We start from the raw sequence: 22,606 nt of genomic DNA, 5'->3' as shown, positions 1-22,606 counted from the left end.
TCGGGGATCCGGAACCCGCCGCGGCAGGTGCCGTCGCCGTCGTTGACCATCCAGAACTCCGAACGCCGCCAGGCGTCCTTCTCCTGCTCCTCCAGGTTGGTGTTCTCGATCTCGTCGACCTGGGGCTCGGGTTTGAACTGGTCGGTGATCCGCCTGGACCGCGACCGCAGGTCCTTGAGCGTGAACCGGCCGGCGTCGCCGATCAGCGTGTCCTCACAGGCCTGCTTCTGCTCCGCCGTGGTGTCATCGGGCAGGTCAGCCACCGCGTTGGCGATGATCCCCGCCTGCGCCGGCCCGATGTCACCGCGGGCCAGCGCGTCCTCGGTGCGGGTTGCGGACTCCAGTGCCTTGCCCATGGACACCAGCTGGTCACCGGACCGGCGGTCACCACCAAACGCACCGGCCAACATCGCACCGGTCGACGACGCCCCGGACGCCTTGGCCAACCCGGACGCATCCAACGCCCTGGTGCCAGCAACCTGCTGAGCCTTGACCCGAGCCTCGACCCGCATCAACCGCTCCACCAGGCCGCGCACCTCGACCGACTCCAGACCCGCCCAGGCACCCAACGGCATACGATCCAACGCACCCTCGATCTGCTCAACCGCACCCACCAACGGGTGCGGGAGCGAAGCGACGGGAGCAACAGACACAAGACGTCCTCAACGATGCTGGCGCAGCAGGTTTGAAGACGCGGAAGCGTGTAAGTGAAAACCCGACCACCGTGGTCGACGCTGATACCAGCCTATCGAACACAGCGCCCAGTGTCGAACACCTGTTCGAATAATGAGACGAAATCGCAGCCCACAGCAGGGTCATCGCAACATCACGCGGCCGATACTCCCTAGAGTGGTCCCATGGCCGCCTACCTCGACGACTACACCGCGGTCGGCGTCATCATCGTGGCCGGCATGGTGCTTGCTGGCGGGATGCTCGGGCTCAACCGGCTCATGCGTCCACGGGTCGCGGCACGCGAGAAGCAGCTGACCTACGAATCGGGCGTCGATCCGGTCGGCGCGGGCTGGGCGCAGTCGACGGTCCGCTACTACGTCTACGCCTTCCTCTATGTGATCTTCGCGGTCGACGCGGTGTTCCTGTTCCCCTGGGCCGTCGTGCTCGAGGACATCGGCCGCGCCGCAGCGGTCGAGATGGGCATCTTCATCGGCATCCTCGTGGTCGGACTCGTGTATGCCTGGCGCAAGGGGGTGCTGTCGTGGACGTCGTAGGTGCTGTCGATCTCCCCATGCCGACCCTGGCCCCGCCGACCCTCGGCGCCGTGTCGCAGCATGCCCCCAAACCGGCCCGCTACCTGCTCAACTGGGGCCGCAAGTACTCCCTCTGGGTCTTCAACTTCGGCCTGGCCTGCTGCGCGATCGAATTCATCGCGACGTCGATGTCGCGCCACGACTTCATCCGTCTCGGCGTCATCCCGTTCGCTCCCGGCCCCCGTCAGGCCGACCTCATGGTCGTCTCGGGCACCGTCACGGACAAGATGGCGCCGGCCATCAAGCGGCTCTACGACCAGATGCCCGAGCCCAAGTACGTCATCAGCTTCGGATCGTGCGCCAACTCTGGCGGCCCCTACTGGGACTCCTACTGCGTCACCAAGGGCGTCGACCAGATCATCCCCGTCGATGTGTACGTCCCGGGGTGCCCGCCGCGGCCCGAGGCGCTGCTCAACGGCATCGTCACGCTGCAGGACAAGATCGCCGGCGAGAACCTCGCGGAGCGCTACAAGCGCCCAGCCACGTCGCTGCTGAGCCCCCGTATGGAGGCGCCAGAGTGACGCTGGAGGAGAACAGCTTCGGCCCGCCGCACCGCGTCGTCGAGGTAGCCGACTGGCACGACGCCGTCGCACAGCTGAAGCGGGACGGCTACACGTACTTCGACTGGCTCTCGGCCGTCGACGAGCACCCAGAAGGCTTCCGGCTCGTGCTGCACGTCGCCCGGGTTCCTTCGACGGAGAGCCCGCTCGATCACCTCCTCCTCGTGACGTACGTCGACCGGGACGATGCGACGGTCGCGTCGATCGCCGACGTCTATGCCGGTGCCGCGTGGCACGAGCGGGAGACGCACGAGATGTTCGGCATCGACTTTGGCGTCGACCTCGATCCTCTGCTCCTGCCCGACGGCTTCGAGGGTCACCCGCTGCGCAAGGAGTTCGTGCTCGCCTCCCGCGTCGCCAAGCCGTGGCCAGGGGCCAAGGAGCCGGGCGAGAGCGACGCCGAGTCGACCCACTCGCCGAGCCGCCGGCGGATCAAGCCCCCGGGCGTACCCGAACCCGACGAATGGGGACCCGGGGCGATGGTTGAGCCTGTCGATGTCCTTTCGACAAGCTCAAGGACCGACGAAGGGGACACCGATGGCTGACGTCATCGATGCGGTCCTGCGCTGTCTCGTCGTGCTCGCGGTGTTCATGGTCCTGCCGCTGATCATCGGCCAGATGGAGCACAAGGCCATGGCGCACATGCAGAGCCGGGTCGGTCCTATGGAGGCCGGCGGCTTCCACGGCTGGGCCCAGCTCGTCGCCGACGGAGTCAAGTTCATCCAGAAGGAGAGCATCACGCCGGTCGCAGCCGACCGCCGCGTGTTCGAGCTCGCGCCGGCGGTGGCCCTCGCGCCCTACCTCGTCGCGCTTCTCGCGATCCCGCTCGGCCCGTTCTTCGGCCAGGGCATGCTGATCGGCCAGGAGCTCGACCTCGGCCTGTTCTTCGTGCTCGCGGCGATGAGCGTCGGTGTGCTCGGCACTCTGATGGGCGGGCTCGGCAGCGGCAACAAGTACTCCTACATCGGGGGCATGCGCGTCGCGGCCCAGCTGATGTCGTACGAGCTGCCGATGGTGCTCGCCGCCGCCAGCGTCGCCATGGCGGCCGGCACGCTGTCGCTGTCCGGCATCGCCGACGCGTGGGAGCCGTGGTGGCTCCTCGCCCAGCTGCCGGGTCTCGTCGTGTTCTTCGTCGCCGGACTCGCCGAGCTGCAGCGCCCACCGTTCGATGCGCCGCTGGCCGACGCCGAGCTCGTGATGGGACCGCTGACCGAGTACGGCGGAATGCGCTTCGCGATGTTCCTGCTCGCGGAGTACGCCGGCATCCTCGTGCTCGCGGCCCTGACGACGGTGCTGTTCCTCGGCGGCTGGGCCGGACCGTTCTCCGACGACATCGGCTGGCTCTGGACGCTGGTCAAGGTCATGGCGGTTGCGTTCCTCGTGATCTGGGCCCGCGTCGCATACCCGCGACTCCGCGAGGACCAGGTCAACGCGCTGGCCTGGAAGGTCCTCGTGCCCGTGGCCCTCGCGCAGATCACCCTGACGACGGTGCTGGTGGTCGCATGACGTACGGCAAGGGCCTGCTCCACGGTCTGCGGGTGACGTTCCAGAACCTCACCCGGCGCAGCGTCACGGCGCACTACCCGCATACGCAGCCCGACCTGCCGCCCCGCAGCCGTGGCGTCATCGCGCTGCAGGAGGAGAACTGCACGTCGTGCATGCTGTGCGCCCGCGAGTGCCCGTCGTGGTGCATCACGATCGACTCGCACAAGGAGACAATCCCGGCGACGACCGAGGGTGGCCGCGACCGCAGCCAGAACGTGCTCGACACGTTCGACATCGACTACTCGCTCTGCATGTACTGCAGCATCTGCATCGAGGTCTGCCCGTTCGACGCGCTGCACTGGTCGCCGGAGTTCGCGTACGCCGAGGGTGACATCGTCGACCTGACGCACGACATGAACCGCCTTCGCGAGTGGATGTGGACCGTCCCGCCGCCCCAGGCCCTCGACCCCGCAGCCGAGCCGTCCAAGGAGCTGAGCTCTTGGGAAGCCAAGCAATCGGTGGTTGAGGTGCGGAGCGAAGCGGAGCCTCGAAACCACGCCGCGGAGGACTCCGAGTGAGCGCGACCGAGGTCATCTTCCTGCTGTTCGCCGCCATCGCTGTCGGCTCGGCGCTGCTCTCGATGACGAGCAAGCAGCTCGTGCACTCCGCGCTGTGGCTCGTCGTGACACTCGGCGCGGTCGCTGGCTGCTTCGTGCTGTTGACCGCCGAGTTCGTCGCGTGGGTCCAGGTGCTCGTGTATGTCGGCTCGGTCGTCGTGCTCGTGATCTTCGCGCTGATGCTGACTCGCCAGCAGTCCACGATCTCGGCCGAGGTGACGAGCAATCGCTGGACCGCCGCGGTGCTCGGACTGGTCGCCGCTGTCGGTCTTGGCGCCACGGTCATCAGCGGCTTCCACGGCGAACGCATCGAGGGCCGTCGCATCGGCACAGCCGGCTCGATCGGCGATGCGCTGTTCAACGACTGGGTACTGCCGTTCGAGATCCTCAGCGGTGTCCTGCTCGCCGCCCTGATCGGCGCCATCGTCATCTCCCGGTCGGGAACCGAACGCTGATGCCCCTGCTCTATCCGCTGGTGCTGTCCGCCGCGCTGTTCGGGATCGGTCTCTACGGCGTCCTGGCCCGGCGCAACGCCGTCCTGATGCTGCTCGGGGTCGAGCTCATGCTCAACGCGGTCAACCTCAACCTGGTCGCCTTCGATGCATGGTTCGCGGACCAGCTCCATACCGGCCAGGTCCTCACGCTGTTCACGATCACGCTGGCTGCAGCCGAGATCGGCCTCGGGCTGGCGATCGTCCTCGCACTGTTCCGCGCCGTGCGTACGGTCGACGTCGACGAGGTCGGAGCCGATCGATGAGACGCCACTGGCTGTACGTGATCCTGACCGCCGCGCTCGCCGTGGCGGTCGCCGCGTGGGCGATCCCGCACCTCGATGGCGACCCGTCGACCAAGGTCTGGGTCGAGGGCAACGACCTGCTCGGCGTCTCGCTCGCCACCCACGTCGACAGCCTCGCGGCCCAGGTCCTGCTGCTCGCCGTCGGCGTTGGCCTGCTGGTGCAGATCTACTCCACGGCATACCTCGGCCACCACCCGCGCTACCGGTCGTACGCCCTCATCATCATCCTGTTCCTGCTCGGCATGATCGCGGTCGTCGCGGCCGATGACCTGTTCGTCCTGCTGATCGGGTGGGAGGTCATGGGGCTGTGCTCCTACCTGCTGATCGGGCACGAGTGGGAGACCGCGGTGGCCCGGTCCGGTGCGGCCAAGGCGTTCCTCATGACCCGCATCGCGGACCTCGGGCTGCTCGTCGGCATCCTGGTGATCGGCCAGACGTACGGCACCTATCGGATCAGCGAGGTGCTCGCGCAGGAGCCCAAGAACGCCACGGCGATCGGCTTGCTGCTGCTCGTCTCGGTCGTCGGCAAGTCGGCGCAGTTCCCGCTGCACACCTGGCTGCCCGACGCGATGCCCGGCCCCACGCCGATCACCGCGTTGATCCACGCCGCCACGATGGTCGCCGCGGGCGTCTACCTCGTCGCCCGGCTGCTGCCGATTCTCGAAGCGTCGGAGCTCGTCATGACGCTGCTGGCGATCATCGCTGCGGTCACGATGCTGCTCGGCGCGCTGTTCGCCCTGGTGCAGACCGATCTCAAGCGGGCACTCGCGTGGTCGACGGTCAGCCAGCTCGCGTTCATGTTCGCCGCACTCTCCGCCGGCGAAGGTGACGCGGGCACGGACCACCTGTTGTCGCACGGCGCGTTCAAGGCGTTGCTGTTCCTCGGCTGCGGCTGCGTCATGCACGCCGTCGGCTCGAGCGCGCTGTCGGCGATGGGCGGACTGCGGCTTCGCATGCCGGTCACGTTCTGGACGATGACAATCGGCTTCGCGGCCCTCGCCGGGGTTGTCCCGACGGTCGGCTTCTTCACCAAGGACTCGGTGCTGGCCGCCCTCGAGCACGGCCACGACGAAGGTCCGCTGTCGGGCGGCGTCGCGGTTGCGGTCTTCGGTGTCGCGTTGCTGACCTCGTTCCTCACCGCGGCATACGCCACCAGGCTCTGGCTGCTGACATTCCTCGCACCCGCTCCGGTGGACCGCGCTGAGGCCCATGAAGCCCCGCGCGCCATGACCGGGCCGGTCGTCGTCCTTGCCGTCGCCACCTTCGCCCTGTCGATCGGCCAGCCGTTCCACCTCGGCATCGGGCTGCTCTCGACGGCGGTGGCCGCGGCCGGCATCGCGGTCGTCTACCTGGCCTGGCGCCGCGGTCACTCACTCGACCTCGCCGCGCCATGGCTGGTCGCCGAGCTCGGCCTCGATCGTCCGTACGCCCGATGGATCCCCGCTGCGATGCGTTCGTCGGCGCGGGCGATCGTCGACGTCGACCGCGACGGCATCGACGCGTACTCGCAGGGTTCGGCCGGCGCCGCGCACCTCGCCTCGCGGGTGCTCGGTGTGGTGCAGTCCGGCAACGTCCAGCGCTACGCAACGGTCATCGCCGCCGGCGTCATCGTCATCACGGCAGCGGCGGTGGTCTGGTCATGATCACCGCTGCGCTCACCGTCCCGTTCGTCGTCGGCCTCGCCCTGCTGCTCCTGCGCAAGCGCGTGTCTGGACGTACGGCTGCGTGGCTCGGATCGGTCGCCATGGCAGCGTCGCTCGTCCTGTTCGCTCTGGTGTGGGAAGGCAAGGACAAGATCTCCGGTGAGGTCGACATCGAGTGGATCGAGCCGCTCAACGCCCGCCTGCACGTGGGTGCCACCTCCATCTCGTGGCCGTTCCTCCTGATGACGGCGTTCCTCGGGATGCTGTGCTGCGTGTGGCTCATCGCCGACGACACCGCACCGGCGCTCGTCGGGCTCGTGCTGATCATCAGCGCGTCGTCACTCGGGGTCTTCGCGTCGCTCGACTTCCTGCTGTTCTTCGTGTTCTTCGAGCTGGCGCTGATCCCGATGTGGTTCGTCATCGCCTGGTGGGGGAGTTCCGACGTCGGTTCGTTGGATCACCTCGACGATGGGTCGGGCTTCAAGAACGTTCCAGCGGACGTGACAGCGCGGAGCGCGGCGACCAGGTTCCTGCTGTTCACGGTCACCGGCTCGGCCTTGCTGCTCGTCGGCATCGTGCTGGTGGCGCGCGACAGCGGATCGCTGCAGTTCACCGGGATCGACGGCGGCCCCCTCGTGGCGGTGGCGCTGATCGTCCTCGGCTTCGCGGTCAAGACGCCGCTCGTCCCGCTGCACACCTGGCTGCCCGATGCGCACAGCAAGGCCCCGACCGTGGGGTCGGTGCTGCTCGCAGCGGTCTTCCTCAAGCTCGGCACGTATGGCCTGATCGTCACCTCCGGTCTGCTGTCGGACTCATTTGCCGACGTCGCTCCCTATGTCGCCGGCGCCGGAGTCGTCGGCATCATCTGGTCGGCGCTGGCCTGCTATGCCCAGGACGACCTCAAGCGGCTGATCGCCTACTCGAGCATCGGTCACATGGGCTTCGTCGCGCTCGCCATCTCGACGATGAGCGACCTCGGCGTCGCGGCTGCGGTGTTCGGCTCGGTGGCGCACGGCCTGGTCACCGGACTCCTGTTCTTCCTGTCCGGATCGCTCAAGGACCGCTTCGGCACGGCGTCGATGCGAGTCATCGGGCGCGGGCTCTATGCGCGTACGCCCTGGCTCGCGGTTGCGTTCGTGTTCGCGGCGGTGGCCAGCCTCGGTCTGCCCGGCCTCGCGGGGTTCTGGGGCGAGCTGCTGTCGCTGCGCTCGGCGTACGAGGTGGGTGTTCTCGACAAGCCCTACGCCTGGACCGCCCTCGGCCTCGCGGTGCTGGGTGTCGCGCTCACCACGGCGTACTTCGTCCGCGCGATCCGCCTGCTCGCCCAGGGCGAGCCGGTCGCGCAGGAGGCCGACCGTGACCTCAACGTGCGCGAGTCAGTCGTGGGCATCACCCTCGTCGTGTCGATCGTCGTGCTCGGCCTCGCGCCCGGGTTGGTTGTCGGCCTGTACGACTCGCAGGCCATCAACGGTCAGTCGGTGACGCCATGAACATCCCCGTTGACTGGGCCGTCGTAGGTCCCGCTGTCATCGTCGCGGTCGGTGCGCTGGTCGCGTTGCTGGTCGATGCGTTCTATCCCCGGCGTACGTGGCTGGGCTCGGGCCTGCCGTCGAGCGTCGCTCTGCTCTGGGGTGGGATCGAGCTGTTCCGACTCCAGGACGACTTGCCCGCCTTCACGTTCGCACTGTCGTTGATCGTGCTCGGCGGCACGCTGGTCGTCGTCGTGGCGTCGAACGTCATGAACTTCGAGAACGCAATGCCGCCGGGGGAGTACCACTTCCTCCTGCTCAGCGCCTCCGCCGGAGCGCTGATGATGGTCGCCGCTCGCGACCTGGTGACGCTCGTCGTCGCACTCGAGCTGCTGTCGTTGCCCTCAATCGCGCTGGTCGGGCTGCGGCAGGGCGATCGCCGAGCGATCCGGTCCGCATGGACGTTCTTCCTCGCCTCGGTGGTGTCGACAGCGATCACCCTGATGGGCATCTCGTTGCTCTACGGCGTCGCGGGCACACTCGACTACGAGGGCCTCCGCGCGGGGCTCCGTGAGTCCGACCTGCCGGACGGCGTCGTCGCCGTCGCGGTCGTGCTGACGATCATCGGGCTGCTGTTCAAGCTCGGTGCCGTGCCGTTCCACGTCTGGATCCCCGACACGTACCTCGGCGCCCCTGTCATGGTCGCCGGCTTCCTGTCGTCGGTGTCCAAGGCGGCCTCGCTCGGTGCCGTCCTGACCCTGCTCGCCGTCGCGCTGCAGTCGGCGGAAGACACGTGGCAGCCGCTCATGGCGATCGTCGCGGCGGTCACCATGACGGTGGGCAACCTCGGTGCGCTGCGCCAGACCAACGCCATCGGGATGCTGGCCTGGTCGTCGATCGCGCAGGCGGGCTTCCTGATCGCGCCGGCAGCAGCGCTGCTGACCGCAGACGGGCTGAGCGCGCCGGTGCAGTACCTCGCGGTCTACACGCTCGCCAACCTGGTCGCGTTCGCCGCCCTCGCGGTCGTGCTCCGGCTGCGCGGCAGCACCGACTACAGCGAGCTCAAGGGCCTCGCGCGCACGGACCCGCCGACCGGTGTACCCCTCGTCATGGCGATGCTGACGCTCGCCGGGTTCCCGCCTGCGGTGATCGGCCTGGTCACGAAGTACGTCGTCATCCGGCCCGTCGTCGAGGGTGACGAGATCTGGCTCGCCGTCGTCATGGCGGTCAACGTGATGCTCGGCCTGGCGTACTACCTGCGTTTCGTCGCGGTGCTCGTGGACCGGCCAGCGATCGACGATCCATACCGGAGCCCGTCGCCGCCGGTCTCGATCCGCATCTCCAAGGCCGCCGTGCTGATCGGCACCGCCGGCCTCATCGCCCTGAGCGCCTGGCCCGACCTCCTGCTGTCCAACCTGCCCTGAGACCACGCTCAGCGGAGTCTCAGCGGTAGTTGACGAACTGCACCGCGAAGTCGAGGTCGGCGCCCTTGACCAGCGCGATGACCTCCTGCAGGTCGTCGCGCTTCTTGCTGCTCACCCGGAGCTCGTCGCCCTGGATCTGCACCTTGACGCCCTTGGGCCCCTCGTCGCGGATCAGCTTGGAGACCTTCTTGGCCTGCTCCTGGCTGATGCCCTCCGTGATGGTCGAGGAGATCCGTACTTCCTTGCCGGACTGGCGGGGCTCGCCCTCCTCGAGGGTCTTGAGCGAGATGCCGCGCTTGATCAGCTTGTCCTTGAAGACGTCCAGGACCGCGAGGGCTCGCTCATCGGCGTTGGCCTTGACCTCGATGCCGAACTCGCCGCTCCAGTCGATCGAGGCGCCGGTGTTCTTGAAGTCATAGCGCTGGTTGATCTCCTTGACCGTCTGGTTCAGCGCGTTGTCGACCTCCTGGCGGTCGATCTTGTTGACGATGTCGAAGGAAGAGTCGGCCATGAGTGCTCCTGATGGTGCGCCGCGGGGATCTGATTTCTCTCACCCTAATCGGCTGCGATAGTCTTGCTTGTCGTTGCCCCGGCAACACCCCGGCAGGTTGCCCGAGTGGCCAAAGGGATCTGACTGTAAATCAGACGGCTCAGCCTACGCAGGTTCGAACCCTGCACCTGCCACGGGAATCGAGAAGGGCCTCTGACCTGCAGAAACGCGGGTCAGGGGCCCTCTTTGACTCTCTCCCTATCGACTCCACCAAGGGGAGCGTTCCTGGTGTCAGACGGCCCACGGCATGCGGATCGAGATTCGCATCAGCGCGGAGGCTGAAATCCGCGGCAATTTCAGGACTTTAGATGCGAGAACTCTTCTCAACCGGGAGCTACTTGCTCCATTCGAACTGGCGCTTGAAGTCGGTGCTGTCATTCACGAGTTGTACGCCCGTGCCCTGGGCCGAAATGACGTAGACCTTGTTCGAGGGATGCTCGAACTCATCGTTGCTGGGGTCAAGGCCGAAGACGATTTGCGTTCCATCAGCAGACCACTCTGGGGCGATGGCGAAGCCGCCGTCCTTGTCTTCAAACAGCTTCGTGAGTCCTGTCCCGGTTGGCGAGACCGTCCAGATTGGTCCGGTTGGGGAGAGCCGTTCGCTCGCGAACAGGATTCGCGTCCCATCCGGTGACCATCGGGCCCAGTCCGCTGGTGGGGACTCGGCTGTGGTGATGCGATGCGCTCCAGAACCGTCCACGTCGACGACCCACAGCGAGCCGTCGGTGTGCGGGTCGGGGTCTGCGTGCATGGAGCGGTAGAAGACGAGCTGCGTGCCGTCCGGTGAGTAGTCGAGCGGGAGGTCGTGGAACTGTCCTGGCCGGTTGGTGACGCGGACGAGGTCGGTTCCTTCCGCGGCGCGCGCGGTGTAGATGCCGGTCCGGTGCGGATCGGCGTCGTCCCACCCCTCGAAGGCGATCCTCGCCCCCGCCGGGGACCAGGCCTGTGGCACCAGGTTGAGGGTGGGGTCGGTGAGCTCGAGCCGGGTGAAGTTGCCGCCGTTGAGGTTGATAGTGCCGCCGGTGATCGGGGGCTCAATATCGCCGCCGGGCATCACCAGGAGGCGGCCTTGAGTCGGGGACTTTCGCAGGATGCAGCAAGCCTCACCCGGCTCGGTCAGCTGTTTCTCCTGTAGTCCGGAGGCGGCGAACACGGTCTGCACATCGCCTGCGGTTGTGCGAGTGAAGTACAAGTGGCCCCGGATGGGCACCCGTTCGGGCGTTGCCTCAGTCGTGCCCGATGTCGGGGATGTCGTTTCGGTGTTTTCCTGCGAGCTGCATCCGACGGCAAGGCTCACAATTGCCACCACAGCCACGCCGACGCGAACTGCGTTGCGGTTCATACTGACCTCCTGAGTTGGACCGGTTGAGCCACTTCAGACGTAGGTTCGCTGGCGCCGGCCGGTTTCCGTGCTAGCCCGGGATCTCGGCCTGCGGCTCGATTGCATGCCCTGTGGGCCGAGTATCCGCGGCGTCGCATGGTGTCAGATGTGGGTATCCGAGGTCGCGACGACCGCGGGCTGTCGCCACAGCGCGACGGCAAGGCAGAGCCCCCAGAGGATTCCCAGCGGGGTGGTGTAGCCGCCGTACTGGGCGATGACGGCGGCGAGCATGATGACGGCACAACCGAGGCCGACGAACGCCATCCAGCGTGGCAGCGCGCCGGTGCGCAGCACCACGACGGAGACGGCGAGGATGCACATGCCGAGGACCGCCATCCCGGCAAGGCCGAGCAGCGTGTAGTTGATCGCGGTGGCCAGGCGGAGCACGTCGACGCCGGGGAGAGGCTCGTGCATCACGTCGACGAGGTGGCCGACAGAGGCTCGGACAGCACCCGTAACCAGCCAGACCGCGGTGACGGCCGCGCCCATCGACCGGGCGAAGGCCATCCATTGTGGTGCGTGTGCGGTGGCAGTCAGGGTGTGCAGATGGTTCATCACGATCGCGAGGGAGCAGGCGGCGACGATGGCCCAGAGTCCGGAGAAGAGTCCCGACATCCGGTTGCCTGAGTCCTGCCACCAGGTAAGGAGTTCCGCGTCGGAGGGATCGTGGGGAACATCGATGACCGCGACGGTCCAGAAGAGTGCGACCGCGAAGACGACGGCGGCGGCCGCCGCGGTGGCCCTTGCGGCCTTCGTGTGAGCGGTGGGCTCGGAGTGGCTCGGGATTTTTCGGGTGCTGGACACGGTGTGCTCCTCGGCGTCGACCAGGGCGAGATCCCTGGTCCACCCACTCTCCGGCGTCTGGGCGGGTCTGCGCGAGGGAGCTGGCACCTGTCTCCGGATACGTGCTGACTCGGAGTCCCTGGGGGCCGATTGCTGCCATGATGAGGCCATGTGGGGGTCGGCGAGACTCGACCTGGCGAGGTCACTGACCTGGCCATTGGCACCTGCCCTTCTCGTCGGGGCGCTCGTGGTCAACTCCTCGGGACCGACCGTTGGCGCCGCCGACGTGCCGTCGATCGTGGCACTCGTCACCTGTTGGATCGTTGGCGTTGTGGTGACGTGGCGGCTGCCGGACCAGCCGGCCGGGTGGGCCTTCCTCGGTCTCGGGACCGCGGTCACGTGGAGTGCGTTCTCTGAGGAGTACGTCGCATCGAGCCGCAGCGTGGGGAGCACGACCTACCAGCTGATGGCCACGCTGAACGACAGCAGCTTCGTGTGGTGGTTCGTGTTCCTGGCGCTCGCCGTCCAACTCACGCCACCCAAGGAGACACGTCCCGCTGTCACACGGCACCTCACCATCGTGACCGTCCTTACCGGCGCCGCCTTCCAGTCGATGGTCCTGCTGCGGACCACGAAGCTCGACCCGCCACTCGAAGAGATCTCCAGCCCGCTGGCGATCGAGTCTCTCGCACGCGTCACCCGGCTGGTGGCGGCGGTCGCCATCTACGGGCTGGGCCTCTGCCTGGTCGCTTCGGCCGTGGTGCTGGTGGTGGCGTGGCGACGGGCGGACGGCGAGCGCCGTCAGCAGCTCCTGTGGCTGGTGGCCGGTGCGATCCCGATCGCACCGTGTGTGGTCGCGGCCTTCGTACTGTCGCGCGCGGATCAGACCGGCGTCGCCTCGCTGGTCCTGAGCGGGGCGATGGTCGCGCTCGTGGCCGGAGCAGCCTTTTCGGTCCTGCGCTACCGCCTCTACGAGGTCGAGCGGGTCGTCACGGACTCCGCCGCGTACGCGATCGCGTCGGTGTCGGTGGTCGCGGCCTTCGTTGCGGTCCTCGTGGTGATCAACAGGAGCACGCCGATCGCCGCCGGCTCGCAGCTGCCCACGGTCGCCGCAACACTGGCCGGGGTGGCGGTCGCGCGGGTGTCGTGGGTTTGGGGCCGGCGTGCGGTGGGACGTCGAGTGAACCGGGTGCTGTACGACGCGGTGAACATCGTCAGGACGGGCTTGTCGGAGTCGTCGGCAGACCTCGACGACCTGGTCGCGAAGGTTCTCGGATCGGGCAGCCGCGTGTTGTACCCGGCCGACGGCGATGCCTGGGTCACCTCGGCAGGTCGTACGGTCACACCTGGCGGCGAGGTGGTCGACGTACGTCGCCATGGCACCGTGATCGCTCGCCTTGAGTTCGATCCCGCTGAGACCGAGCGCGATGTCGTTGAAGCGGTCGCGGGCGAGGCCGCCGCCGAGATGGACAACGTTGCGCTTCGCGCTGAGCTCGCCCGCCAGCTCGAGCTCATCCGTGAATCGCGCACGCGGCTGGCGACGGCGCACCTCGAGGAGCGCCGTCGCATCGAGCGCGATCTCCACGACGGGGCGCAGCAACGACTCCTCGCGATCGCGCTGCGGCTGCGGTCTGCGCGCCTGCACAGTGACGACACGCTCCTGGCGGCCGAGTCCGATCGCGCGATCGCCGAGGTCCAGGTCACCGTCCAGGAGTTGCGCGACCTCGCTGCCGGGCTGCAACCGGCGGCCCTGGCCGGTGGTGGCCTGGTGGCGGCGGTCGCGGATCTGGCCGATCGTGTGCCACTCGACATCCGCTATGACGTCGCCGATGAGCGGTTCCCTTCTGCCCTAGAAGGAGCCGCCTGGTTCGTGATCGCCGAGGCGGTGACCAACGCGGTGAAGCACTCGGGGTCCCCGGACGTCTCGGTGTCCGTACGCCGCCGGGGCAACCGGCTCCACGTTGCCGTCGAGGACCACGGGGTCGGCGGAGTCGAAATCGCTTCGGGAGGGCTTCGCGGGCTCGCCGACCGGGTCGGGGCCATCGACGGTGATCTGCGCGTTCGGGATATCGAGCCCCACGGCACGAGGGTGGAGGCGGTTTTCGCATGCGCGTCGTGATCGCTGACGACTCGGCGCTGCTGAGGGAGGGCCTGGTCACCCTGATGACCGGAGCCGGGGTCGAGGTGTGCGCTGCCGTCGCCGACGCCGCGGGGCTCGCGGCCGCAGTTGCCGAGCACCGGCCGGACATCGCGGTGGTGGACATCCGGATGCCACCGACGTACACCTATGAGGGGGCAGCCGCTGCCGTCGAGCTGAAGCAGCGATTTCCCAACCTGGGGATCCTGCTGCTGTCCCAGGCGGTGGAGACGCATTTCGCCGGGCAATTGGTCGAGCGGCACGCCAAGGGGTTCGGCTATTTGCTCAAGGACCGGGTGATCGACGTACCGACTCTGCTCCACGCGCTGGAGACGATCACGGCGGGAGGTACGGTGCTCGATCCGGAGATCGCCGCGAGTTTGGTGCGTGCCCACTCCCGCAACAGCCCGATGCTCGCGCTGTCGGAGCGGGAGCGCGAGGTGCTCAGTCTGATGACCGAGGGCCGGTCCAACGCCGCGATAGCGGAGAGGTTGGTCGTCTCGCATCGGACGGTGGAGGCGCACATCTCCAAGATCTTCACCAAGCTTGATTTGCACGAGGCGCCCGACGACCATCGCCGCGTTCTCGCTGTCCTGGCTGCCCTTCGGAACGTCGACAACTGACCCGGACGGAGCGTGCTCTCCGGTCGCAACCGCGTCATCGGTCCACCGATTCGTGACCGTCCTCTCCCCGAAGCGACGTCCCACCCCAGGTTCCGTTGACACCTGCCGTACAGCACCCATATCTTGATCGCGACCCATTGCCCAAAACGTTTTGGCAAAGGTGGCCCAGTGGGCCAACGACGCCGCAATGGCACTGAGGCCTTTGGCGTCGCACGAGTTCGGACATCCTCCATCTCGCGGCGGGCGTTGCTGCGAACCCCAACAAAAGAGGAAGACATGTCAAGCAGCAACTATTACGACGTCACCACATGGTCCGTGGGCGACCCGTCCGACGACGTCGGCGAAGTGATCAACAGCATCATCGCGGACATCAAGTGCCGGCAGACCGCGACCGATGCGAACGACGGGGGCAAGCCAGGCGCGGTGATCTACCTCCCGCCCGGGGACTACCGCCTCCGTACGCAGGTGGTGATCGACGTCAGCTACCTCACGATCCAAGGCTCGGGGCACGGCTTCACGTCGTCGAGCATCCGCTTCAACGTCCCCGAAGTCGAATGGCCGGATCTGCATGAGCTGTGGCCGGGCGGGAGCCGCATCTTGGTCGACCTCCCGCTCGTGCCAGACAGCGATGAGTCGAAAGGGGCCGCCTTCCTCGTCGAGCGAAGTGGAAGCCCGCGGATCAGCTCGGTCGAGTTCTCCAACTTCTGCATCGACGGGTTGCACTTCACCGCGGATGACTCGGGTATGCATCCCGAGAACACCTACATCAACGGCAAGACGGGAATCTATGTCGCCAGCTCCAACGACTCGTTCCGGGTCACTGGCATGGGTTTCGTCTACCTGGAAAACGCCCTCACCATCTACAACGCGGACGCGCTCTCGGTTCATGACAACTTCGTCGCTGAATGCGCAAACTGCATCGAGCTCCGCGGCTGGGGACAGGCGTCGAAGATCACCGACAACCTGATCGGGGCAGGATTCCGGGGGCACTCGATCTACGCCGAAAACCATGGCGGGCTTCTGATCACGGCGAACAACGTCTTCCCTCGAGGGGCGAGCAGCGTCCGGCTCGAAGGCGTCACGCGTTCGAGCGTCACCAACAACCGCTTGCACTCCTTCTATCCCGGGATGGTCATTCTCGGAGCGGCCAGCTCGGAAAACCTCGTGGCCACCAATCACTTCTTGCGCGACCACGAGCCCTGGACACCATTCCTGGGAATCGAGGGGCTGGATGACCTCTACGGGCTGCTCTGTGTCAGCGGCAGCAACAACTCTGTCATCGCCAACCATTTCTCACAGATCATCGACTCACCAAGCATTCGCCCGGCTGGTGCAACGCCTGTCACCATTCGGCTGACGGCTGGGACCGGCAACTTCGTATCCAACAACCACGTGGTCGCGATGGACGTCGACGCCAAGTCCAGCGACTCGTGCTACTCGGCTCAGGTGGATGCCCTGTTGACGATCGAGGCTTCAGCCGCACTCCCTGTGACAACCGTGCTGGTCGACTCCGAATCATTGGGGAACACCATCCTTGATTCCGGAAGCGATGCCCAAGTGGTCGCAGACAGGTCTGCCAACGCGTTGAGGTTCACACCTGCGGTCGGCAACCTCAGCGGGCCCCAAGCACCCGGGAACGCCTGACCCTTGACAGCACAATGTGACCCCGATTACATTGCACAAAACGTTTACCCAAAACGTTTTGGGAACTCGGGGCCCAGCGAGTGAAACTTCTAACCGGAGGGGTGATGAGTAAGTACAGCAAGACCAACCAGGGCCTGCGTGCGCGAGCCGTCGCAGTGGCCGCCGCAGTGCTGTTGATCGGGTCGACCGCAGCTGCTTGCGGCGCAGGCGGCGGCTCACAGGACTCGGCCAAGGACCTCCGAGTTCTGGTCGAGGCGGGCGGACACGCAGAACTCAAGCCCGTCGCTGCCGCCTTCGAGAAGGAGACCGGAACCAAGATCACCTTCGTGGAGCTTCCGTATGACGGCCTGTACGACCGGCTCTCGAGTGAGCTCTCGTCGGGCTCAGTCTCGTTCGATGTCGCCGCCTTGGACGCGATCTGGTTGAAGGGCTTCGCAGAGGGCCTGAACCCTCTCGATGAGATGTTCACCAGCGGCGTCAAGTCTGACTTGTTCCCGTCTCTTCTGTCTGAGGCAAATGTCGACGGACATTTCGTCGGGATGCCCGCATGGACGAACGCTGAGGTTCTCTACTACCGCAAGGACCTGTTCGACAACGCGGCGAACAAGAAGGCCTTCGAAGCGAAGTACGGCTATGCACTCGTGCCGCCAACGACCTGGGAACAGTTCGCTGACACAGCGCAGTTCTTCACTCGCGACGGCATGTTCGGTACGGACGTCAAGGGTGCGGTCGAGACCGAGTACCTCGCCACGCTGCTCCAGGCCGGCGCGAAGGACATGGTCCTGACCAAGAGCGGCAAGGCCGACCTCGACACGCCTCAGGCGCTCGAAGCGCTCAACTACTACACCGAGCTCAACACCAAGCTGAAGGTCAGCCCGCCCGGCGCTGCGCAGATCGACTGGGCATCGGCGCAGAACCTGTACAACCAGGGCAAGACCGCGATGACCCGCTTCTGGGCGCACGCCTACACCCAGATCCCGGCCGATTCGCCGGCGAAGGGCAAGACAGGCGTCACGGTGCTTCCCGCGGGTCCAGCTGGAACGGCTTCAGTTCCCGGCGCCTGGTACCTCTCGGTACCCAAGGCGACGAAGAAGTCCGACCTCGCCGAGAAGTTCATCACGTTCGCCTACGACCACAACGAGATGGGTCTCGACACCAGCCTCGGCTTGGCGGCGCGCAAGTCGGCTCTGGAGAAGTACAAGGACGAGCCCGGCCACGAGAACCTTGCGGCACTGATCGCAGCGCTCGACGCCCCGGCCACTGCACCGCGGCCGGCCAGCCCGCAGTGGCAGAAGATCGTCGACACGGTTCTGATCCCGATGCTCCAGAAGGCTGTCGCCGGCGGTGACAACGCGGCGCTGCTGCGACAGGCACAGGCCCAGACCGAGGACATCGTCAAGTGACGCGCACGGGGGTGGTGGTCCGCGCCGCCGCCCCCGCCGTGCCCGTTCGGGCCCGGCGGGGGACGGCCCCTCGCCGATCGGGCTCGCGGATGAGTGACCGCACTTTCGCCGCACTGTTGATGGCGCCGGCAGCGATCTTCCTCGGTGTCTTCGTGGCCTGGCCGCTGGTCCGACTCGTCATCGACAGCTTCTTCGACATCTCACCCATCGCTGGAGGTGCTCGCGAGTTCGTCGGGCTCGGCAACTACGGCGACGCGTTGCACTCATCTGCGTTCACCAGTGCCGCCCTCCGCACCGTGGCCTACACCGGCATCGTCGTGAGCCTCGAGTTCGTCCTCGGCCTCGGAGCGGCGTTGCTCTTCTCCATGCTGGGCTCGAGGTCGTCGATCTTCCGTACGATGTTCCTCTACCCGTTGATGATCGCGCCTGTGGTCGCCGGCCTGCTGTGGCGCTTCCTGCTCATCGACAACTTCGGCATCGTCAACGAGCTGCTGTCCCGGGTGGGAATCATGTCGAGCGCCGACTCCATCGGCTGGCTGAGCAACCCTGACATCGCCTTGTTCTCGGTCGCAATCCCCGACATCTGGCTCACCACGTCGTTCATGACCTTGATCCTCTTCGCGGGCCTGCAGAACATCCCCGGCGACGTGCTCGAGGCCGCTCGTATCGACGGTGCGTCCAGCGTGAGGATGCTGTTCCACATCATCCTTCCGCTGCTTCGGCCGGTGATCGCCGTGGCCCTGATCGTGCGCGGGGTCGACGCCGCCAAGGCGTTCGACATCATCTTGATCCAGACCAAGGGTGGGCCCGACAACGCCTCCCAGACGCTCAGCCTGCTGATCTACCAGACCATGATTCGGTTCCGTGAGCCCGGACTGGCGAGCGCGATGGCCACGATGTATCTCGTCGCCATGCTGCTGGTCGCGATGGTCGCCGTGTGGTTCATCTGGCGACCGGGAACGGACCAGTCATGAGCAGCATCGAAGTTCGATCATCCCGCACCCGCCTCTTGCTGTGGGGGCTGCTGATCTCGGTCCTGGTGCTGTACGGATTCCCATTCGTCTACCTGTTGCTCACCTCGTTCAAGTCGCCACTCGACACGATCGCGGTCCCGCCGAGCGTCCTGCCGAAGTCCTGGACCGGTGCCAACTACTCATCGGCACTCAACCGCGATGGCGTCGTGGCATCGTTCATCAACAGCATCACGACGGCGTCGATCAGCACGCTGCTCTCCCTGGTGCTGGCCGTGCCGGCGGCATACGGCATCACCCGTTTTCGTACGGTGACCGGTCGGGTGTTCATCATGGCCGCTCTGGTGGCTCGGATGGTGCCGCCTGTCGCCGTCGGCCTCCCGTTGGTCACGATGATCCGCTCCATCGGGTTGCTCGACACGCCTGCGGGTCTCGCGATCGCGCACACCACGGTGTCGCTCCCGCTGTCAATCTGGCTGATGGCGAGCTTCTTCGAGGCAGTGCCCGACAGCCTTGACGAGGCCGCCAGGATCGACGGCTGCAGCAGGCTCACCGCGCTCTGGCACGTCATCATCCCGGTCGTGACGGGCGGCCTGGCCGTGACGGCGATCTTCGCGTTCCTTGCGTCCTGGAACGAGTTCCTCTTCGCATTGCTGCTGACCTCGGTGCAGGCCCAGACCACACCGATCGTGATCGCCAACTTCCAGACCCAGTTCGGTCTCGACTGGGGTCCGATGACGGCCCTCGCCACGATGTACTCGGTTCCGGTCATCCTGCTCACCCTGCTTCTCCAGCGGCACATCGTTGCCGGGCTTACGCTCGGCGCGGTGAAGGGCTGATTCTGCATGCCGCATTCGGAGCACCGAAAGGACACGCACCATGGACAGACTGAGGGGACAACGTAGATGAAGCGCATCGGAATCAAGGACGTGGCCGCAGACGCAGGGGTCTCGGTGACTACGGTGTCGCACGTCCTGAACGAGGTCCCGCATGCACAGGTTCGTGACGAGACCCGGCAGCGCGTGCTCGAATCCGCCCAGCGGTTGGGATACCAGCCCAACCGGTCAGCGCGCAGCCTGCGTACGCAGCGGACGGGGACCATCGGACTCGTGAGCGACTCGATTGCGACCACTCCGTACGCCGGACAGATGATCCTCGGCGCTCAGCGAGCTGCGCAGGAGCGTGGCTACACCGTGGTCCTGTTCAACACGGACAACGATCCGGCAGTCGAGGAGAGCGAGCTCAAGGCACTCCTGCAGTTCCAGGTCGACGCTGTGCTCTACGCGACGATGTACCACCGGGCTGTCTCGGTGCCTACCGTTCTCGATGGAACACCACTGGTGCTGCTCGATGCGGTCGATCCAGCATCTCCCGCGCCCAGCGTGGTTCCTGACGAGGTCCAAGGTGGCCGAACCGCCACTGACGAGCTGACCGGACTGGGGCACCGCCGGATCGGATTCGTCACCAACATCGACGACGTGCCGGCCACGACAGGACGCCTCCAGGGCTATCAGGAGGCGCTCGCCGCAGCATCCATCGCGTTCGACCCGACACTCGTCGTTGCTGCGGAGTCCGAGACCTGGGGCGGCTATCGCGCGGCCCGCGAGCTGCTGGCAGGAGAAGACCGGCCCACGGCCGTGTTCGCGTACAACGACCGCATGGCGATGGGCGTCTATCGCGCTGCCGCCGAACTCGGGCTTCGCATCCCCGAGGACCTGTCCGTCATCGGGTTCGACGACCAGGAACTCATCACCCGCGGACTTCATCCTGAGCTGACGTCGGTGGCCTTGCCCCACTTCGACATGGGCTTCTGGGCCGGCGAAACGGTCGCTGACCTCCTCGACGGCTCATGGCCCCCGGCCCCGCCGGTCCAAGGCCCCCTGCTCATGCCGTGCCCGATCGTTCGCCGGTCCTCGACCGCGCCCGCCTGACCAACCACCCACCCACCACGTTCTGAAAGGCACCCGTGTTCAGACTTCCCTCGTCCTGGGTCTGGGACTTCTGGTTCGCCGACGACGGCGAGCACTTCCACCTCTTCTTCCTCAAGGCGTCTCGAGCACTGCACGACCCCGACCGGCGCCACTGGCGCGCGACCATCGGGCACGCCGTGTCGAGCGACTTGCGGAGCTGGACCGAAGTGGCAGATGCGGTCGTGCCCTCAGATGGCCCGTCGTTCGATGACCTCGCCACGTGGACCGGGTCGGTCGTCCAAGCCGCCGACGGCATGTGGCACATGTTCTACACCGGTGTTGACCGCGCCAGCGGCGGCCTTGTGCAGCGCATCGGTGCGGCAGTTTCGCCCGACCTGCACACCTGGCAGCGGGTTCCGGGCGTATCGATCGTCGAAGCCGATCCACGGTGGTACGAACGACTCACCGACGCCCAATGGCCCGACGAGGCGTGGCGGGACCCGTGGGTCTTCGCCGATTCTTCGGGCGATGGCTGGCACATGCTGGTGACCGCGCGCGCGAATGACGGTGAGCCTCGCGACCGGGGCGTCGTCGGTCACGCCCGCTCGCGCGACCTCTCGACCTGGACCGTCCAACCGCCGTTGAGCAAGCCCGGCGGGGGCTTTGGTCAGCTGGAGGTCCTTCAGGTGGCCGACGTCGATGGTCGATCGGTGCTTCTCTTCTCGTGCATGACTCCTCAGCTCGCGGACTCTCGTCTCGCCGCGGATGGAGAGGGCGGGATCTGGGCGGTCAACATCGACGACCACGCTGGCCCCTTCGACATCTCCAGCGCCTACCGGCTTCACGACGAGTCCTTGTACGTCGGGCGATTGATCCAGGAACGCGATGGCCGCTGGGTCCTGCTCGCCTTCCGCAACCTCGTCGGGGGTGGGGAGTTCGGCGGAGAGATCGTTGATCCCATTCCTGTCACCTGGGGCCGCGATGGCCGGCTCCAGCTCGTTCTCACCCCGGAAATCCGCACATGACCGCGCTTGTCGTCGGCGAGGCACTCGTCGACGTCGTGCAGAGTCCGGACGCGGAACCCGAGCGGCACGCGGGCGGATCGCCGTTCAACGTCGCCGTCGGCCTCGCCCGCCTCCAGGTGCCTACGCGGCTGGCCGCGCAGCTCGCAGACGATCCGTACGGCGACCTGCTTCGTAATCGCCTGTACGAGTCCGAGGTGGTGCTCGACGCGCTTGAACCCACCCCCGCGCGTACGTCCAGCGCCCGGGCAACGCTCGCTGACGACCTCAGCGCGACCTACGAGTTCGACCTGACCTGGGACCCCGCAGCCCTGCCGGATCCCGGCAGCTTCGAGGTCATCCACGTCGGATCGCTCGGCACATGCCTCGAGCCCGGCGCCGCCCTCGTCGCGAATCTCGTGGCGATTGCCGATGCCGTCGGCGTACCGGTGTCGTATGACCCCAACGTGCGCCTGACGGTCGAGCCGAACCATGCGGTGTGGCGGCGTACGTTCGAGGCAATCGCCCCGCACGCCGGCATCATCAAGATGAGCGACGAGGACGCTGGGGTGCTCTTCCCTGGTGAGGAGCCAGACGTCCTGGCCCAAAAACTTGCGGTCGGCGGCGCGCTTGTCGCGATCACCCTCGGCGGCGCCGGCGCAGTCATCGCCAGCTCGCGGGCCGTCACCCGGATCGATGCCCCGGCCATCACGGTTGTCGACACGATCGGCGCCGGGGACTCGTTCATGGCGGCGATGCTGTCCTGGAGCGCCGCACACTCTTGGCCGGCCGCCGACGAGCTCGACCTCGCGAAACTCACCGACCTCGGCATGTACGCCGTGGGAGCCGCGGCGATCACCTGCTCGCGCCCTGGCGCAGATCCACCCCGCACCGCGGAGCTACCGGGGTGGGCGTAGGCAAAGGCGTCTGACAGCGACCCAACT

22 protein-coding genes, 1 tRNA gene and 1 pseudogene are annotated in these 22,606 nt (G+C 66.7%); 20 read left to right on the top strand and 4 right to left on the bottom strand.

All coding sequences use genetic code 11. The annotated features are described in order from the left end of the window. Positions 1–653, bottom strand: a 653-nt coding sequence (locus AC1DVU_RS19350) for a DUF222 domain-containing protein (RefSeq protein ID WP_476924078.1), incomplete at its 3' end; no start/stop codon positions are given. 204 nt (positions 654–857) lie between these two features. Between AC1DVU_RS19350 and AC1DVU_RS19345 the strand changes: the two genes are divergently transcribed. The 10 genes and pseudogenes from AC1DVU_RS19345 (at position 858) to AC1DVU_RS19300 (ending at position 9,259) form a co-directional block, all read left to right on the top strand. Then, positions 858–1,226, top strand: coding sequence for an NADH-quinone oxidoreductase subunit A (locus tag AC1DVU_RS19345; protein ID WP_476924077.1), 369 nt, complete (start codon positions 858–860; stop codon positions 1,224–1,226). Between the two features lie 17 nt (positions 1,227–1,243). Further along, complete coding sequence (locus tag AC1DVU_RS19340) at positions 1,244–1,786, top strand: NADH-quinone oxidoreductase subunit B (protein ID WP_476924076.1); 543 nt, start codon at positions 1,244–1,246, stop codon at positions 1,784–1,786. Then, on the top strand, positions 1,783–2,370 hold the full coding sequence (locus tag AC1DVU_RS19335; RefSeq protein ID WP_476924075.1) for an NADH-quinone oxidoreductase subunit C: 588 nt from the start codon (positions 1,783–1,785) through the stop codon (positions 2,368–2,370). Before AC1DVU_RS19340 ends, AC1DVU_RS19335 begins: the two co-directional genes overlap by 4 nt. Continuing rightward, the gene (locus AC1DVU_RS19330) at positions 2,363–3,331 is read left to right on the top strand and encodes a complex I subunit 1/NuoH family protein (protein ID WP_476924074.1); all 969 of its coding nucleotides are present in this window, start codon (positions 2,363–2,365) and stop codon (positions 3,329–3,331) included. Before AC1DVU_RS19335 ends, AC1DVU_RS19330 begins: the two co-directional genes overlap by 8 nt. A 119-nt stretch (positions 3,332–3,450) precedes the next feature. Then, positions 3,451–3,675, top strand: a pseudogene (locus AC1DVU_RS19325) (4Fe-4S binding protein); the annotation flags it as partial. A gap of 209 nt (positions 3,676–3,884) precedes the next feature. Then, positions 3,885–4,382: an NADH-quinone oxidoreductase subunit J family protein gene (locus AC1DVU_RS19320; protein WP_476924073.1), complete on the top strand. Its 498-nt coding sequence runs from the start codon at positions 3,885–3,887 to the stop codon at positions 4,380–4,382. Then, positions 4,382–4,684 carry an NADH-quinone oxidoreductase subunit NuoK gene (nuoK, locus tag AC1DVU_RS19315; RefSeq protein WP_476924072.1) on the top strand — a complete coding sequence of 101 codons (303 nt, stop codon included), beginning with the start codon at positions 4,382–4,384 and terminating at the stop codon, positions 4,682–4,684. Before AC1DVU_RS19320 ends, nuoK begins: the two co-directional genes overlap by 1 nt. Beyond that, positions 4,681–6,366, top strand: a complete 1,686-nt coding sequence (locus AC1DVU_RS19310) for an NADH-quinone oxidoreductase subunit 5 family protein (RefSeq protein WP_476924071.1) — start codon at positions 4,681–4,683, stop codon at positions 6,364–6,366. Before nuoK ends, AC1DVU_RS19310 begins: the two co-directional genes overlap by 4 nt. Beyond that, entirely contained in the window at positions 6,363–7,856 is a 1,494-nt protein-coding gene (locus tag AC1DVU_RS19305; protein ID WP_476924070.1) for a complex I subunit 4 family protein, read from the top strand. Before AC1DVU_RS19310 ends, AC1DVU_RS19305 begins: the two co-directional genes overlap by 4 nt. Continuing rightward, complete coding sequence (locus tag AC1DVU_RS19300) at positions 7,853–9,259, top strand: NADH-quinone oxidoreductase subunit N (protein ID WP_476924069.1); 1,407 nt, start codon at positions 7,853–7,855, stop codon at positions 9,257–9,259. The genes AC1DVU_RS19305 and AC1DVU_RS19300 overlap by 4 nt, the downstream gene beginning before the upstream one ends. Positions 9,260–9,278: 19 nt before the next feature. Here AC1DVU_RS19300 and AC1DVU_RS19295 read toward each other — a convergent pair whose 3' ends face one another. Next, on the bottom strand, positions 9,279–9,770 hold the full coding sequence (locus tag AC1DVU_RS19295; protein WP_056399438.1) for a YajQ family cyclic di-GMP-binding protein: 492 nt from the start codon (positions 9,768–9,770) through the stop codon (positions 9,279–9,281). A gap of 91 nt (positions 9,771–9,861) precedes the next feature. Between AC1DVU_RS19295 and AC1DVU_RS19290 the strand changes: the two genes are divergently transcribed. Further along, a tRNA-Tyr gene (locus AC1DVU_RS19290) sits at positions 9,862–9,943 on the top strand. A 200-nt stretch (positions 9,944–10,143) separates the two neighbouring features. On the opposite strand, the gene AC1DVU_RS19285 is transcribed toward AC1DVU_RS19290, so the two are convergent. Together AC1DVU_RS19285 and AC1DVU_RS19280 are read right to left on the bottom strand one after the other, a co-directional pair. Continuing rightward, the gene (locus tag AC1DVU_RS19285; protein ID WP_476924068.1) at positions 10,144–11,151 is read right to left on the bottom strand and encodes a TolB family protein; all 1,008 of its coding nucleotides are present in this window, start codon (positions 11,149–11,151) and stop codon (positions 10,144–10,146) included. Positions 11,152–11,292: 141 nt separating this feature from the next. After that, positions 11,293–11,994: a hypothetical protein gene (locus tag AC1DVU_RS19280; RefSeq protein WP_476924067.1), complete on the bottom strand. Its 702-nt coding sequence runs from the start codon at positions 11,992–11,994 to the stop codon at positions 11,293–11,295. 148 nt (positions 11,995–12,142) lie between these two features. Between AC1DVU_RS19280 and AC1DVU_RS19275 the strand changes: the two genes are divergently transcribed. The 9 genes from AC1DVU_RS19275 (at position 12,143) to AC1DVU_RS19235 (ending at position 22,579) form a co-directional block, all read left to right on the top strand. Continuing rightward, positions 12,143–14,092: a sensor histidine kinase gene (locus AC1DVU_RS19275; RefSeq protein ID WP_476924066.1), complete on the top strand. Its 1,950-nt coding sequence runs from the start codon at positions 12,143–12,145 to the stop codon at positions 14,090–14,092. Next, positions 14,080–14,733, top strand: coding sequence for a LuxR C-terminal-related transcriptional regulator (locus AC1DVU_RS19270; protein ID WP_476924065.1), 654 nt, complete (start codon positions 14,080–14,082; stop codon positions 14,731–14,733). Before AC1DVU_RS19275 ends, AC1DVU_RS19270 begins: the two co-directional genes overlap by 13 nt. A gap of 123 nt (positions 14,734–14,856) precedes the next feature. Next, the gene (locus tag AC1DVU_RS19265) at positions 14,857–16,377 is read left to right on the top strand and encodes a NosD domain-containing protein (RefSeq protein ID WP_476924064.1); all 1,521 of its coding nucleotides are present in this window, start codon (positions 14,857–14,859) and stop codon (positions 16,375–16,377) included. 104 nt (positions 16,378–16,481) lie between these two features. After that, entirely contained in the window at positions 16,482–17,780 is a 1,299-nt protein-coding gene (locus AC1DVU_RS19260) for an extracellular solute-binding protein (protein WP_476924063.1), read from the top strand. An 89-nt stretch (positions 17,781–17,869) separates the two neighbouring features. After that, positions 17,870–18,754 (top strand): carbohydrate ABC transporter permease, encoded by an 885-nt coding sequence (locus AC1DVU_RS19255; protein ID WP_476924062.1) that lies wholly within the window; start codon positions 17,870–17,872, stop codon positions 18,752–18,754. Beyond that, positions 18,751–19,590, top strand: a complete 840-nt coding sequence (locus tag AC1DVU_RS19250; RefSeq protein ID WP_476924061.1) for a carbohydrate ABC transporter permease — start codon at positions 18,751–18,753, stop codon at positions 19,588–19,590. Before AC1DVU_RS19255 ends, AC1DVU_RS19250 begins: the two co-directional genes overlap by 4 nt. A 66-nt stretch (positions 19,591–19,656) precedes the next feature. Further along, positions 19,657–20,682 (top strand): LacI family DNA-binding transcriptional regulator, encoded by a 1,026-nt coding sequence (locus tag AC1DVU_RS19245; RefSeq protein ID WP_476924060.1) that lies wholly within the window; start codon positions 19,657–19,659, stop codon positions 20,680–20,682. 35 nt (positions 20,683–20,717) lie between these two features. Next, the gene (locus AC1DVU_RS19240) at positions 20,718–21,686 is read left to right on the top strand and encodes a hypothetical protein (protein ID WP_476924059.1); all 969 of its coding nucleotides are present in this window, start codon (positions 20,718–20,720) and stop codon (positions 21,684–21,686) included. Further along, positions 21,683–22,579 (top strand): carbohydrate kinase family protein, encoded by an 897-nt coding sequence (locus tag AC1DVU_RS19235; protein WP_476924058.1) that lies wholly within the window; start codon positions 21,683–21,685, stop codon positions 22,577–22,579. The genes AC1DVU_RS19240 and AC1DVU_RS19235 overlap by 4 nt, the downstream gene beginning before the upstream one ends. The last annotated feature ends 27 nt before the right edge of the window (positions 22,580–22,606 follow it).

The organism is Aeromicrobium sp. P2_G6 (assembly GCF_056403535.1).
This window is presented reverse-complemented; position numbering and strand designations above follow the sequence as displayed.

Excerpts from the sequence above, each read along its gene's own strand:
- AC1DVU_RS19345 (WP_476924077.1), top strand. The coding sequence starts at position 858 with ATGGCCGCCTACCTCGACGACTACACCGCGGTCGGCGTCATCATCGTG.
- AC1DVU_RS19340 (WP_476924076.1), top strand. The coding sequence starts at position 1,244 with ATGCCGACCCTGGCCCCGCCGACCCTCGGCGCCGTGTCGCAGCATGCC.
- AC1DVU_RS19330 (WP_476924074.1), top strand. The coding sequence starts at position 2,363 with ATGGCTGACGTCATCGATGCGGTCCTGCGCTGTCTCGTCGTGCTCGCG.
- nuoK (WP_476924072.1), top strand. The coding sequence starts at position 4,382 with ATGCCCCTGCTCTATCCGCTGGTGCTGTCCGCCGCGCTGTTCGGGATC.
- AC1DVU_RS19310 (WP_476924071.1), top strand. The coding sequence starts at position 4,681 with ATGAGACGCCACTGGCTGTACGTGATCCTGACCGCCGCGCTCGCCGTG.
- AC1DVU_RS19305 (WP_476924070.1), top strand. The coding sequence starts at position 6,363 with ATGATCACCGCTGCGCTCACCGTCCCGTTCGTCGTCGGCCTCGCCCTG.
- AC1DVU_RS19300 (WP_476924069.1), top strand. The coding sequence starts at position 7,853 with ATGAACATCCCCGTTGACTGGGCCGTCGTAGGTCCCGCTGTCATCGTC.
- AC1DVU_RS19295 (WP_056399438.1), bottom strand. The coding sequence starts at position 9,770 with ATGGCCGACTCTTCCTTCGACATCGTCAACAAGATCGACCGCCAGGAG.
- AC1DVU_RS19285 (WP_476924068.1), bottom strand. The coding sequence starts at position 11,151 with ATGAACCGCAACGCAGTTCGCGTCGGCGTGGCTGTGGTGGCAATTGTG.
- AC1DVU_RS19275 (WP_476924066.1), top strand. The coding sequence starts at position 12,143 with ATGTGGGGGTCGGCGAGACTCGACCTGGCGAGGTCACTGACCTGGCCA.
- AC1DVU_RS19270 (WP_476924065.1), top strand. The coding sequence starts at position 14,080 with ATGCGCGTCGTGATCGCTGACGACTCGGCGCTGCTGAGGGAGGGCCTG.
- AC1DVU_RS19260 (WP_476924063.1), top strand. The coding sequence starts at position 16,482 with ATGAGTAAGTACAGCAAGACCAACCAGGGCCTGCGTGCGCGAGCCGTC.
- AC1DVU_RS19255 (WP_476924062.1), top strand. The coding sequence starts at position 17,870 with ATGAGTGACCGCACTTTCGCCGCACTGTTGATGGCGCCGGCAGCGATC.
- AC1DVU_RS19250 (WP_476924061.1), top strand. The coding sequence starts at position 18,751 with ATGAGCAGCATCGAAGTTCGATCATCCCGCACCCGCCTCTTGCTGTGG.
- AC1DVU_RS19245 (WP_476924060.1), top strand. The coding sequence starts at position 19,657 with ATGAAGCGCATCGGAATCAAGGACGTGGCCGCAGACGCAGGGGTCTCG.
- AC1DVU_RS19235 (WP_476924058.1), top strand. The coding sequence starts at position 21,683 with ATGACCGCGCTTGTCGTCGGCGAGGCACTCGTCGACGTCGTGCAGAGT.